11 protein-coding genes are annotated in these 13,543 nt (G+C 60.7%); 6 read left to right on the plus strand and 5 right to left on the minus strand.

The genetic code is table 11. The features are described from left to right. Positions 1-22: 22 nt before the first annotated feature. The 4 genes from F3Y30_RS17285 to F3Y30_RS17300 form a co-directional block, all read right to left on the minus strand. Positions 23-703, minus strand: a complete 681-nt coding sequence (locus tag F3Y30_RS17285; protein ID WP_203423935.1) for an HAD family hydrolase — start codon at positions 701-703, stop codon at positions 23-25. After that, on the minus strand, positions 703-1,710 hold the full coding sequence (locus tag F3Y30_RS17290) for a UbiA family prenyltransferase (RefSeq protein ID WP_246752775.1): 1,008 nt from the start codon (positions 1,708-1,710) through the stop codon (positions 703-705). Before F3Y30_RS17290 ends, F3Y30_RS17285 begins: the two co-directional genes overlap by 1 nt. 39 nt (positions 1,711-1,749) lie before the next feature. Next, the gene (locus F3Y30_RS17295; protein WP_203423936.1) at positions 1,750-3,255 is read right to left on the minus strand and encodes a glycosyltransferase family 39 protein; all 1,506 of its coding nucleotides are present in this window, start codon (positions 3,253-3,255) and stop codon (positions 1,750-1,752) included. Between the two features lie 113 nt (positions 3,256-3,368). Beyond that, on the minus strand, positions 3,369-4,853 hold the full coding sequence (locus F3Y30_RS17300) for an aspartate aminotransferase family protein (RefSeq protein ID WP_203423937.1): 1,485 nt from the start codon (positions 4,851-4,853) through the stop codon (positions 3,369-3,371). A gap of 410 nt (positions 4,854-5,263) precedes the next feature. Between F3Y30_RS17300 and F3Y30_RS17305 the strand changes: the two genes are divergently transcribed. The 3 genes from F3Y30_RS17305 to F3Y30_RS17315 all read left to right on the plus strand — a co-directional run bounded on the left by F3Y30_RS17305 (position 5,264) and on the right by F3Y30_RS17315 (position 8,075). Then, positions 5,264-6,109: a histidine kinase gene (locus F3Y30_RS17305; RefSeq protein ID WP_203423938.1), complete on the plus strand. Its 846-nt coding sequence runs from the start codon at positions 5,264-5,266 to the stop codon at positions 6,107-6,109. After that, positions 6,106-6,765: a response regulator transcription factor gene (locus tag F3Y30_RS17310; protein ID WP_203423939.1), complete on the plus strand. Its 660-nt coding sequence runs from the start codon at positions 6,106-6,108 to the stop codon at positions 6,763-6,765. The genes F3Y30_RS17305 and F3Y30_RS17310 overlap by 4 nt, the downstream gene beginning before the upstream one ends. Positions 6,766-6,944: 179 nt before the next feature. Continuing rightward, positions 6,945-8,075 (plus strand): glycosyltransferase, encoded by a 1,131-nt coding sequence (locus F3Y30_RS17315; protein ID WP_203423940.1) that lies wholly within the window; start codon positions 6,945-6,947, stop codon positions 8,073-8,075. A 57-nt stretch (positions 8,076-8,132) separates the two neighbouring features. Here the strand turns inward: F3Y30_RS17315 and F3Y30_RS17320 are convergent, their stop codons facing one another. After that, positions 8,133-9,665, minus strand: coding sequence for a hypothetical protein (locus tag F3Y30_RS17320; protein WP_203423941.1), 1,533 nt, complete (start codon positions 9,663-9,665; stop codon positions 8,133-8,135). Between the two features lie 588 nt (positions 9,666-10,253). On the opposite strand from F3Y30_RS17320, the gene rfbF reads away from it, so the two are divergent. Genes rfbF through F3Y30_RS17335 form a run of 3 tightly spaced genes read left to right on the plus strand, consistent with a single transcriptional unit; the run spans position 10,254 to position 13,471 of the window. Further along, entirely contained in the window at positions 10,254-11,075 is an 822-nt protein-coding gene (gene rfbF, locus F3Y30_RS17325) for a glucose-1-phosphate cytidylyltransferase (RefSeq protein WP_203423942.1), read from the plus strand. A 2-nt stretch (positions 11,076-11,077) separates the two neighbouring features. After that, positions 11,078-12,178: a CDP-glucose 4,6-dehydratase gene (gene rfbG / locus F3Y30_RS17330; RefSeq protein WP_203423943.1), complete on the plus strand. Its 1,101-nt coding sequence runs from the start codon at positions 11,078-11,080 to the stop codon at positions 12,176-12,178. A 39-nt stretch (positions 12,179-12,217) separates the two neighbouring features. Continuing rightward, on the plus strand, positions 12,218-13,471 hold the full coding sequence (locus F3Y30_RS17335) for an aminotransferase class I/II-fold pyridoxal phosphate-dependent enzyme (protein ID WP_203423944.1): 1,254 nt from the start codon (positions 12,218-12,220) through the stop codon (positions 13,469-13,471). Positions 13,472-13,543 lie beyond the last annotated feature (72 nt).

The following is a 13,543-nucleotide window of genomic DNA, read 5'->3' on the forward strand; positions in this document are numbered from 1 at the left end:
CTTGATGCCGCCCGCGCTCTCGTCAGCGCACGACAGGCTGGAAAAGGGCCTCGTGATAGGAACGAAATGTGTTGCACCGGGGATCGGGATGGCGGGACCGGATGAGCGCCGGCATGCCAATGCGGTTTGCCGCCGCCCAGTCCCTGTCGAAACGGTCACCGATCATGAGCCCGCGACCAGCCTCGAGGCCGGTCGCGGACAGTATCTTGCGAAGCCCCGTCGGATCGGGTTTCAGGCGGCGCACGTCGTCGTCGGCCGCCGTCACCACCAGGTCCGCCTCAAGCGCCAGCGCTCTGAGCTTGTCGACAGCCGCGTAGTCGGAGAAGACTGCAATCGTTCGCCCGGACCGCCTCAATGCCTCGAACAGTCCGGAGACGCCGGCATAACGGCATGCCCCGAGATACTCGAGCGGCCGCTGCTCGATCCACTCCCGCACCAGCCCCCGGACCTCGTCGGTCGAACAGCCGCAACGCAATGCCGTTTCCTCGAACTGCCGGTTTATGAAATCCGTGGCAGTCCCTGCCATCTCCTCCCGGCACTGCCGGAAGACACGCAGGATGTTAAGCGTCCTGAGAGTCCTCGAGCGGACGGCACCGTGCAGCAGGCTCATCGCCATGCGGGCGCGAAGGCGCTTTTGATCATAGAGCGTGCCATCGAGATCGAACACCACAAGGGCGATGTCATTCCATGCGAGAGGCTGCATCAGTTGTTCGGCTTCATCATATCGGCTGGCACGAAGCTTGGTTCGAAGATCACGTAGAGCAGTGGAAGATCCACGAAGGACAGGAACAGCAGCGAGACCACGACCATGACAAGGGACGCGATCAGCCGCTTCGACCTGAACATCCTCTCGGGCCGCTGAGCGATGGAATTCTTCAGCAGAGACAACCAGAGATAGGACGAGAACAGGATCGCGATGAAGGGCAGCGCCAGAATGTACTCGAAGCGGTACCGCGTCAGGAACACGGCGATGAAGAACGCCGACATCATCGCATAGAGGAAGCAGGAAACCGTCAGGCTCTCCGCGGTATAGTAGCGGAAGGAGCGGCGGTAACGGTGGAGCAGGTCGGCGCCGCCGGCACCGGTGATATCGCGGTATTCGGAAAGCCGCTTGGCGGCCATCAGGAATGCGCCGCCCGTCCAGTATGCGAGCAGCAGGCTCGACGGCGGCAGTGTCGTGGGATCGACCATCGTCCAGCCGAGCGTCAACCGGATCGGATTGTTCACGGATTCCGAGATCACGTCCAGGTAGGGCCGGTCCTTCGAACGCAGGGGCTGGACGTTGTAGACCAGCCCGGACAGCAGAAACAGAACCGACGTGTAGAAGAACAGCGTTCCCACGCTGTAGGCGAGAACGAGGCCAACCACCGCGAAGATCGCATATTCGAGATAGACGAGTTGCGGCGAGAAGGACCATTGGACGGCGCTTCGCTTCGATTTGGTGGGGTGGAAGGCGTCGAATTCGCGGTCGAGCCACTCGTTGATCACGTAGTTGGCAGAGGCGATCGCGATCGCGCTCATGAAGCCGATGAAGACAAGCGCGGCCGTGAACTCCACGGACGGCTCGCGCACGGCATAGGCGATGACGATGCCCGGTATGATGAACACATGCTTGGTCATGTGATCGAGCCGGGCTATGGCCAGGTATTCTTTAAAGGACGCGCGGTGCGTGGTCATTGTGGCAGCCGGCTGATATCCATTGTCAAGCATGTTCCTGCTTTCCTTTCATCCGACAATCGCGGCATCGTCTCAGTTTCCGGGCAATGTCTTCCCGTAAATTCGGCCATCCTTCTCCGAGACCAGTTCGTTCAGGAAGAGGCGCTGTTTCAGATCGTCCTCCGTCGCCAGGTAGAAGCGCCAGTTCACCGCGTCGAAGAAGACGACGTAGGCGGTACCCGCCGTCAGGCCGGCACGCAGCTCCTCAACCTGAACTTCGAACGGCTTGTTCGGATCTTTTTCGCCCGTTCGGAGGTCGACGTATTTGGGTATGTAAAAGACCGGGCGCTCGAGCCTGAAGGCAATGACATCGGCGCCGTTGCTATATATGACGGCTTCGGCCGGCAATTTCTTCACGGCCTCGAGCGTCGGCGAGTTGGACCATAGGACACTGGCATAGCCGATGCCGCTTTCGTAGGCCGCATAGCTGCGGACCGAGGTGCGCAGCAGCGAGCTCGCTGCAACGACCACGGCCAGTGCCACAAGCCCATGGTGGAGCAACTTCCAGATCCCCGAACTCTTGCTGAAGTGAGCCAGGACGATCGTCGCGAGAAGCAAGGTCATCACGAAGATCGGGAAAGCATAGCGACCGTTCAGCGAAAGGTTGGCCTCGATCGATGTCGAGAGAACCATGAAGCCGAGATAGAAGAAGAAGAACAGGCCGAGGATGAGCGGCAGGAGGGCATCGATGACCTTGGCCCCCGCCTTCCGGCGCAGCGTTTCGCGCACCTGCGCAACGGTAAGGACGGCGAGCGTGCCGAGAAAACCGGTTAGAACGACGATGCGCAGCGCGAACGGGACATCGTCGGGCAACAGCCAGGCCGTCAGCGCCTCGAGGCTTCTCAGCCACTGCCTAAGGCCCATGTTGCCATGGAAGGCGAGTTCACGACCGATCGACTGCCCTGCCGTCAGCTGGCTCAGCAGTACCCATCCCATGAAGATGACCGCGCTGACAAATCCGAAGAGAATGACGTCTTCCAGGCGTCGCTTGAAGCCGTGCCGGCGGTTCAGCAACAGGGCGATGGCGATCGCAGCCCCGAGCGGCGGCGCGGTGAAGCGCGTCAGAGCCGCAAGCCCGAGTGCGACGGCACTCACGACGAGCCACGTCCTCTTCTCGGTTTCGAGATAGCAAAGCAATGCGAGCAGTGTCGAAAGGAGCATCAGTATGAACAGCGGCTCCGACATGGCCGTCGAGTGCAGCATGACGAATTGCGGGGAAATCACCAGAAGAGCGGTACCCGCGAGAGCATATCCGTACCGACCCGTCGCCCGTACCAGGATGTGCCATACGAGCGCCGTGTTCGCGCAAACGAACACGATGCCGAGCAGCTTGGCGGCGAGCGCCATGCCGAGCCCCGTCGCGGCCAGCCCTTGCAGCATCCACGCATAGAGGGGCGCATCATATGGATTTTGGTCCAGCCCCATGTAGCGCGTGCTGTCGGGAAGCACGCCGATGCCTTGGTATGTGTTGAACAGGAAGAGAGCCAACGAGAAGAGCACCAGGGCCGTTCCACAGCTCCAGTACAATCGTCCTCTCAATGCCTCACTCCAAAAGGCGCGATCGTGTGCGGATTCCGTCACTGCATCGTACTGCATCGTTACCCCCCTCAGGGCAGCATTCGGTGCTCCAGAGCAATGGATCGTCGAATGCTCTAGGTCTTGTCGCCAAAGACGCGCTTGATGTTCTTCGCCACGAAGCGGACGGTCGCATCCGTGATCCCGCGCGTCAGAATATCGTCCAGCGCGGATATCAGTTTGTCGATCTGGTGCTCCTGAACGATGAACGGAGGCATGAAATGCAGGATGTCGCGGGCACCTGGCTGGAAGTGCACGAGAATGTCGTGGCGCTCATACAGGTCCCTCGTCATCGCGCCGATCAACACCGTCTGATAGGTCTGGAAGAGCGGATTTTTCGAGATGTCGACCAGCTTGGCTGCCAGATCCTGATGGAAGTTCAGGCGCATCCCCTGGAACATCCCTCGTCCCCTCACGTCGAGGACCTGTCTCGGATGCTTTTCCTTCAGTTCATTGAGCCGGCGGGAAAGATACTTGCCCATGCGCTCGGCATTCTCGATAAGCCTCTCGTCCTGCAGGATGTTGAGCGTCTCGATTGCCGCCGCGCAGCTCTCGCCGAGACCGCTGAAGCTGGAGCTGTGCAGGTTGCAGTCCTGCTTGTTGCCGTAGGCGCGGTCAAAGAGGGCCTGCGAGGTGACCATTGCCGCCACTTCGCGTTTGCCGCCGCCGAGCGTCTTCGCCAGCGTCACGATATCGGGAACCACGTCCTCGTGCTGGAAGGCGCAGAAGCGTCCGCTGCGTCCCATTCCGACCTTCACCTCGTCGAAGATCGACAGGATGTCGTTTGCTCGGCAGAGCGCGACGAATTCGGTCAGATAGCCAGGAGGCGGCACTTCACAGGAGGTGCCACGGATCGTCTCCACGATCCCCGCAATGATGTCATTGCCCCCGCGGCCGTCGTTGGCGGCATTGATCGCCTGACGAACGGATTCGATGTCGCCGTAGGTGGCGTAGATCACGTTCTCCTTCGGCACGCCCAGGAGGAAGCCGGACTGGACGTCGGTGGCCGTGGTCAGCGACAGCGCACCGTGCGTCTTGCCGTGGAAGGCGCCCTGCATGCACAGGAACTTCTTCTTGCCCTTCGGCGTCTGCACGCGCTCGCTGAGCTTCATCGCCGCTTCGTTCGCTTCCGCCCCGGAAACGGCGAAGAACGAGACGTTCAGAGGATCGGGCAGGAACTGCGCGAGATTATAGGCAAGAGCGCCCTGCAGCTTGTGTGGCGCGACCTTGATGCAGTCGATGATCTTTCGATCGTGGCACTTGCGCTCGGCTGCGATGATGCGCGGGTGGTTGTGCCCCAGGCCGAGAACGCCGAGCCCGGCCGAAAAATCGAGCAGGGTCCGACCGTCATTGAGCCAGATCTCAAGGCCCTGTGCCCCACGAATGTCCATATCCTTGAGACCAAGGATATCGAAAATCTGGAGCATGTAGCGGTTGAGGTGTTGCGCGTAAAACTTGTTTGCGGTGGCACTGTCGAGATCAAGTGATTGATCCAGCGAAAGCAATGGAAGACCATCGATCCTATTGCTTCCGAGCGCTTCTGCTGTCGATAAAACTGTCAACTAACATACTCCTTACCGATCGGCAGTTGAAGTAGTCGATATCATAACTAAAGGCGCATGGAAATTTATCGTAGGATATACTCTGTCAGCAACTACTTCCGTAGTAAAGCGCAAACTTTGGGAGGATCATCAGGTTGGCGATGATTTTCACGCCGCTGTATTGCTTTCAGGCAATGCGCGCGCGACGTCTGGAACGAGCACCCTGCTCTCGATACCGTGCCATCGACATTCCAGCGTATAGCGTCGAACAAGCGACGATCCGCAAGGCTCATCCCCGGCCCGCAGCCCCTCGCCGACGCAACGGAAGTCAAGTTGACGCAAGGAATCTATATGTTATCTTAAGTATTAACCGGCCGGTTCATAGCGATAGAATTAAAATCATCATGAAACCTTGTGTGGGGTAGTTTAGTATGACTAAGCCACGGAAAGATTTTCTTTACCGTAGGTCTGCGGTCCCGCCTCACCCTGCCACGAATACGGCAAGCTATACACACCCGGAGCTTGCGGATACGCAGCACGGAATACCATACGGCGTATCAGCTTTTTCTGCGGAAGAGCGAGGGCACTGCTCAGGGACCGGTTCCATCGATCTGATATCGGCCGATCAGCAGCGCAAGCGTCTGGCGCGCGACATTCACGACATTTCCGGCCAGTACATCGTCGCCGCATTATTCCGGCTTTCTGCCATCGAGCAAAATTTCGCCGACGAGGAATTGCGTCCGCACCTGCAGGACCTGCGCTCGCTGTTGACGCAGCTGAGCGAGGAACTCCACGACATCGTGGCAGAAACCCGTCAGGGTCCCGCACGCGGGGCGACCCTGGTCGCGCAGCTCGCCCAGTTGATCGCCCTCTGGGAGCAGCGGATCGGGATTTCGACACTGTTCCGGCACGAAGGCCTTGGGTTCGCTCCACTGGAAGAACAGGTGGCCGAAGCGCTTTACCGAACGGTTCATGAGGCGCTCACCAACGTTGCGAAACACGCCTTCACTGCGTCGCTTGTAACGATAGAAATCAAACAGATACCCGGCTTTATCACGCTCACTGTCGCAGATGACGCGACCCTTCCCCTCACCTCGCCAGAGGTCCCGGGTTGCGATGCGCGGATCGGCTTCGGGCTCGACATGATGCGCGAACGCCTTGCCGAGATCGGAGGGACGCTCGTCCTCGAGCGGTCCGCAACTGCCGGAACGCGCCTGCTTGCAACGCTTCCAATGGCGACCATTCCTGCTGGCGATGCTGCCGGAGGCCGGCAATGACAGAGCCGATCCGAACCGTCATCGTTGACGATCATCCTCTTGTCGTGGCTGGCGCGCGCGCCCTGATGGACGCCTGCACCGACATCGTTTGCGTCGGAGAGGCCAACAACGCTACCGACGCGCTGGCGGTGATCGAGGACACCAGGCCGGACGTGGCAATCGTCGATGTGTCGCTACCGGACATTAATGGGTTGATTCTCGCCGAACAGGTCATTCGGCGCGGATTGGTGGCCCATGTGGTGATCATGACACTCTATCACGACCGCAGTTACGTCCAGCAAGCGCTGCAGACCGGAGCGAAGGGTTTCGTGCAGAAATGCTCGGCCGGCGAAAACCTTCTTCTTGCAGTGCGTTCGGTCATGCTCGGCGGCCTGTTCTTCGATCCGCCCACGGCACGGGAAATGACCGCAGCACAGAGCGGCCCAACGGTTTCGCCGGTGAAGTCGGCCGGCGTGCTGGGGCTGACGGCGCGCGAACAGGACGTGCTCAGGCTGGTCGCCCTCGGTTATTCCAACAAGGAGATCGGAGCCCGCGCCAACATAAGCATAAAGTCGATAGAGACCTACAAGGCGCGAGCAACGGAGAAACTTAAACTTCATTCCCGCGCGCAGATCGTCCATTTTGCTTTGACGCACGGCTGGTTGAACGCGAATTGAAGAATTCAATTCTTTGAGCCTCGTGCCTCCGGCACCGTTTTTCCCGATCTTTTCCCGAACAATTGAGGATCCAGCGTGCCGAGCCTGCTATCGAAATGGACACGAGACGGTCATTGTTTCGGATTGGCACCGCTCTCTCTCCCCGGCCGGAGTTCAGGCAAGAAACGATGGAGTTCCCTGTGCGGATAGCTTTCGTCCTTTCGGGGCTCGGTACCGGTGGTGCGGAGAAGATCGTAAACCTTCTCGCACACCATCGCTTGTCACGCGGCGATGCAGTCAGCGTGATTGCGGTCAACGCCGGGACGCCTGACTCCTATTTTCCCTACGACCGGGCAATCGAGATCCATGCGCTGGCAAAAGGCGCATCGGGCCCTCTTGGAGTTTTGCTTCGGACGCTTGCGCTGCGCCGGCGTCTGCGTCGGTTCAAGCCGGACATCGTGATTTCCTTCCTGACCAAGATCAATGTCCAGACGGGCCTTGCCGCGACGGGTCTCGGCGTTCCCTTTGTCCTTTCCGAGCGCAACAACTTCCTGACCCAGGAGATGAGCCCGTTCTGGCGGCGCGCAAGCCCGATTGTCGCCCGCCGCGCCAAATGCCTGGTCATGCAGACCCGCGAGGCATGCCGCTCACTGCCGGAGGATCTGTGGCCGAAGGTGACGATCATCCCCAATCCCGTGGCGCTGCCGGAAAACTGGTCCCGCACGCCAGGCGACGGATCGAGGATCGTCGCCGTCGGTCGGCTCGACAGGCAGAAGGGCTTCGATCTCCTGCTCCAGGCGTTCGCCAACATCGCCGGATCGTTGCCTGCCGTCACGCTCACGATCTTCGGAGAGGGTGCGCAACGCACCGCGCTCGAGCGGCAGGTGCAGGACCTCGGCCTTGGCGACCGAGTGCGCCTGCCGGGCGTCACGAAATCCCCGGTCGACTGGATCTCCGCCGGCGATATCTTCGTGCTCAGTTCACGTTTCGAAGGATTTCCGAACGCCGTTCTGGAGGCGATGACTGCGGGCCTTGCAACGATCGCTTTCGATTGCCCGTGGGGACCTTCGGAGATCCTGGATGGTCCGGATGCCGGCCTGCTCGTGCCTGCCGGCGACGTCCTGCGCCTCGGCGAGGCCATCCGGAACGTGGCGACGGATCCGGCCCTCAGGCACCTGCTCGCCGACGCTGGTGCCCGGACAGCCGCATCCCGCTATGCCACGGCACCGGTCCTCGCCCGGTGGGATGCGGTTATCGCCCAGGCGCTCGGCCAGACCACGCGCCCGGATGCCGCCCCTTCCCTGCATGCGGGTGCACGCAAGGCACGGTAGCGCCACCCGCGGCGATCTTCCCAGGTCGCTTCTGCTTGCTTCAGCCTCACGATGCCATCAGGGCGTAGTCGTTTGCACCGGGGTCGTTTGCACCGGGGCACTGGGCCTCAGGTAGAGCACAGGCACGCCATAACGGTCCTTGATGCCGAGATCCTCGATTTTTACGTACCGGTTGCGCTCGGCATAGTCGAGCAACGGCCGCTCGAGAGCCTCGTCGAACCCGAGCAGCAGCGCCGCAGGCGGGTCGCTGTCGAGGAGTGCGCCGACAGTGGTCGGGGAGGTCATCCGGTACTGCGCGGCGAGATCGGGATCGGTGATGTCTCCGGTTCTGTAGGCGAACGGCCCGGTGGCGAGTTCGGGATAGACCTCGAGGTTCCCCTCTAGAGGATAGACAGGCCACAAGGTCGCTACCTTGCCGCTGGCGCCCTCCTGCGACATGCGCTGCGCAAGGGAAACACCCGCGTCATGCACGCGCATCACCGTCCACTTCTGAGGGTCGAGAATGGTGGGCAGGTATTGGACGAGACGCGGCGCGGCAATCAGCAGGACCACCGCCGTCGCCGCAACGATCACTGGCTTCAGCCGCTGCCCCGCCTCGCTTTCGAGGCTGCCGTAAAGCAATGCCAGCCCCAGCGGCAGGCATATCAGCGGCGGAGCGAAATACTGCGGGAAGCTCGGCGTCGGAAGCAGGCTCAGCCCCGCGCTGAAGACCAAGGCCCCGAGCACCACCAGCAACGCGCTCACCGGCAAATGCGGCCTCGCTGCCCGCCCTTCCGGCGATTTCCAAACGGTGGTCAGAAGGAAGGCGAGCAAGACCGACAGTGCCACCGCCACGGTCGCCCCGAACCAGATCTCCTGCGCGAGCAGCAATTTGGCCCCAAGCGACATGACAGCGTCCTCCCCTGCGTCACCGCCAGAACTCCAATAGGCGAGATGAGGACCGGTATGATAGCGCACCACATGCGCGAGAAAGCGCGCGGGATCCGTGACGAGCGGGACCACCAGCACAAGGCCGCCAATCACCCCGCCGATGGCAAGCGGCAGAACGACGTGCGTCAGGCGCTGGCCCAGACCATAGGCGCGCGGAAGAAAGAATGCTGCAAGCGCAACCGGAGGAATGAAGGCGACGGCGCTGACCTTGAAGCCGGCAGCAAACGACAACAGGCACCCGGCAAGGAAAGCGAGCAGCGGCCGCGCCCGATCATCCTTGACAGCCAGCACGAATACCCCAAGCCCCAGAAAGGAAAGGGGCAACGGGAGGAGGTTGTTGGTGGCCGACATGCCCGTCTGCATGAGGAAGAGCTGATTGGCTGTCGACAGCACGACGATGCACCAGCTCACCAGGGCCGAGCGCGTCAGGATATAGGAGATCGCACCGATACCCGCGATCAGCAGGATCCACCCCAGCAGCACGCCAAGTCTTCCACTCAGCAGAAGGTGGTCCGAGCCCGTGATCGTGCCGATCCAATGGAACAGCCACGCAGATCCGGGCGGATGATTATAGAAGAAATCGGCATAAAGACTGTGATTGTCGAGAAGACGAACGGGCGGGACGTAAAGTTGTTCGTCCTTCCGCATCTCGTAATTCATGACCCTGGCCAGAAGACCCAAGAATAACAAGACCGAAAGAACGGATAGCGCGATAGCGGCGAGAATTGATCTCGAAGTCTCCGATTTATGCACAGTCCCAAGGGCCGAAGTTTCTTCAAAAGAAGCCATCCAGTTACTCCGAACAAAAACCATACCGGAAAGGAAGCGAGATACGGGAAGTCGGGCAAAACCCGCTCCATCGGACCTCAAGACCGATCTCGGACCCCGGCAAATCCGATGAAAAGCCCCTCTGTCCTGGCTGGCGGGCCGGTCCGAACGGCAACTGGGGTTATTCCCGACAATGAGGAAAGGTTTATCCTGACACTCTAAAAGCTTGCTGTTTTACCTTACGTAAGTTAATCTACTTTCAATGGATGAGATCTACGACCAGTTTTTGGGAGTATATCTCAAATAAAGCTCCGTTGATAGACACTCCGCGATGTAAAATTGCGGCCTATCTTTCACGATTTCGCATTTCAACTTGCATCACTGACTGAAACATTCTGTGCGCGCATCTGCCGATGCGCATGATGACGTCTGTCGGATGGTCGACGGACGCTCAATTTCCTTCACGTTTGGGGGGTCGACATGAAAGTCGTACTGTTCGCCGGAGGCCTTGGCTCTCGTCTTGCCGAGGAAACCACCCGCATCCCGAAACCCATGGTCGAAGTCGGCGGCAAGCCTATCATCCTCCATGTGATGGACATCTACAGCCACTGGGGCTACCGCGACTTTGTCATCGCCGGCGGCTACAAGTGCATGGCGATCAAGAATTTCTTCCACAACTTCCACCTCTCCACCGCCGATTTCACCGTGGCCCTCGGAAACGGTTCCATGGTGCTTCATCCCAACCGGCCTCTCGACTGGAACGTGTCGGTCGTCGATACCGGTCTCTCCACGATGACCGGCGGACGTCTCCTGCGGCTACGCGAGTGGCTCGACAATGAGACGTTTATGGTCACCTATTCCGATGGCGTCGGAAACATCGATCTTGAGGCGCTTCTTGCCTTCCACCGCTCCCATGGCCGCCTTGCGACGGTTACGGCGGTGCAGCCACCGGCACGTTTCGGCAATCTCGAGATCGAAGGAGACCAGGTCGTAGAGTTCACCGAGAAGGTGCAGAAAAAGGAAACCTGGATCAACGGCGGCTTCTTCGTGTTCGAACCGGGCGTCCTTGATTACATTCCCGGGCTGGCCGAGCCGCTCGAAATGTCGCCACTCACCAATCTCGCCCGCGACGGCGAACTCTTCGCCTACAAGCATTCGGGCTTCTGGCATCCCATGGATACCGTCCGCGACCGCGACTACCTCAACGGCCTTGCCGAAAGTGACGATCCGCCGTGGCTCCAGTTCGAGCGGGAGCCTGTCTCCCCGCCAGCCGCTGCGATCCGTACCGAAGTGAGGATGTAGGCGTGACTGCAACCATGGACGAGTCCTATCTCTCCGAGGTGCTGCGCGGTCGCCGCGTGCTCGTGACCGGCCACACCGGTTTCAAGGGTGGCTGGCTCGCGCTCTGGCTGAGACGCCTGGGCGCGACCGTGGTCGGCGTGGCACTGCCGCCCACCACCCCGTCATTTTGCAGGGCCGTCGACCTCGACGGCATCGTCGATGGACGTATCGGGGACATTCGCACGGAAACCGACTTTGGTCGGAGTATCGCGGGAGAGGATTTCGACCTCGTCATTCACATGGCCGCGCAGGCCGTGGTGCGGGCCTCGTTTGAAGCTCCAGTCGATACCTACCTCACAAACGTGGTGGGAACCGCCGTCGTCCTCGACGCTGCCCGCCGCATGCCGTCGTTGCGCGGCGTCATCGTGGTTACCAGCGATAAGTGCTACGAGAACCGCGAGTGGGTCTGGGGCTATCGGGAAAACGACCCGATGGGCGGCAAGGATCCGTACAGCTCCTCGAAGGGCTGCACCGAGCTTGTTGCCGCGGCCTATCGATCCTCCTTCTTCAGCGATCCCGACGGGCCGCAGCTTGCTTCCGTCAGGGCCGGCAACGTCATCGGCGGAGGCGATTGGGGGGCTGACAGGCTGGTGCCAGACCTGGTCCGCTCCACGGAGACGGGCCAGCCCGCCCGCATTCGCAATCCGCGCAACATCCGTCCCTGGCAGTATGTTCTCGAACCGGTTCGAGGCTACCTCATGCTCGCGGCACGCCTTCTCGACGTTGGCGCCCGCTACGCCGGCGGCTGGAATTTCGGACCGGAGAAGGACGCGACTGTCGACGTGGGCACGCTTGCCGACATGGTCGTCTCCAAGTGGAAAAGGCGCCCGCCGGAATATGTGGTCGAGCGCCGGGCCGACGAGCCCAAGGAGTCCATCGTCCTTCGCCTCGACAGCACCAAATCGCATGTCGAGCTCGGCTGGAAGCCACTGCTCGACCTGGACGAGACGGTCGCCATGACCGTCGCCTGGTACGAGGAGTATCGGGAAAACACGGAAAGAATACGCCAGTTCTCGCTCGGCCAGCTGGAGCAGTACGCTGCAGCCTGGGGCCGCGGCGCGTGAAGCATCGACGTAACGAACCACCTATGGGGGATTTGTAAAATGCGTGTGAACTACGGTCAGTCCGTTTACGGCGAAGAAGAGATCGCAGCGGTAGTCGACGTGATGCGTTCGTCCACCCAGATGGGTCGGTCGGTGCGCGCCTTCGAGCAGCGCGTCTCCGCACTTTTCGCCAAGCGGTATGGGATCATGGTCAATTCCGGTTCCTCCGCAAACTATCTCGCGATCGAGGTCTTGAACCTCCCGCGCGGTTCGGAGGTAATCACCCCTGCCCTCACCTTTGCCACGACCGTGGCGCCCATCGTGCGTGCGGGCCTCGTCCCAGCATTCGTCGATGTGACGGAAGGCACCTACAACATCGACGCGGACGCCATCGAGCGCATGATCACGCCAAAGACTCGCGCAGTGATGATCCCCTCGCTCATCGGCAATCTCCCCGATTGGGACCGAATCCGTGCCATCGCTGACGCTCACGGCCTGTTCGTCATAGAAGACAGCGCCGATACGCTCGGCGCCACGCTCAACGGAACGAGTACGGGCAAGCGCTCCGACATCAGCACAACCAGCTTCTACGGTTCGCATGTAATCACCGCCGGCGGCAACGGCGGCATGATCTGCATCAACGACGACACGCTTGCGCGCCAGGCCACACTTCTTCGCTCCTGGGGGCGGACGTCCTCGCTGTTCGTGGACTCCGAGACCATCGAGAACCGCTTCAGCGTCGAACTGGATGGTTTCTCCTACGATGCGAAATTCCTGTTCGAGGTGCTGGGCTTCAATGTCGAACCGTCCGAGATGGGTGCAGCATTCGGCCTGGTGCAGCTGGACAAGCTGGAACAGAACATTGCCGCCCGCGAAAGAAACTTCGCGGCCCAGTTCGCCTTCTTCAAGGAGTACGAGGACTGGTTCGTCATGCCGCGGCAGATGCCTGGCTCGCGCACAGGCTGGCTCGCCTTCCCGCTCACCGTCAGGGCGGATGCGCCCTTCACCCGGCGCGAGATGCAGATCTTCCTGGAGAAGCAGGATATCCAGACACGGCCGGTCTTCACCGGAAACATCCTTCGCCAGCCCGCAATGAAGGGCGTCGAAAGCCGGACTGCGCCCGGCGGATATCCGATCGCCGACGACGTGATGCGTGGAGGAATCCTGCTTGCCTGCCACCATGGCCTCGTGGCCGAGCAGCTTGATCACATTCACGCCTCGTTCCGCGAATTCGCAAAAGGGTTCTCGACGGCACGCGCATCCTCGAAACGTCCTGTTGAAACCACCATCGCGACCAAGGCCACGGGGACGTGAGAGCAGAACACGGGGCCCGACCGCCGTGTCATTGTCGATCCGGGCAGACCGAAACGGGGCACGGACACGGCC

This window comes from Sinorhizobium sp. BG8 (genome assembly GCF_016864555.1).
GTDB lineage: Bacteria > Pseudomonadota > Alphaproteobacteria > Rhizobiales > Rhizobiaceae > BG8.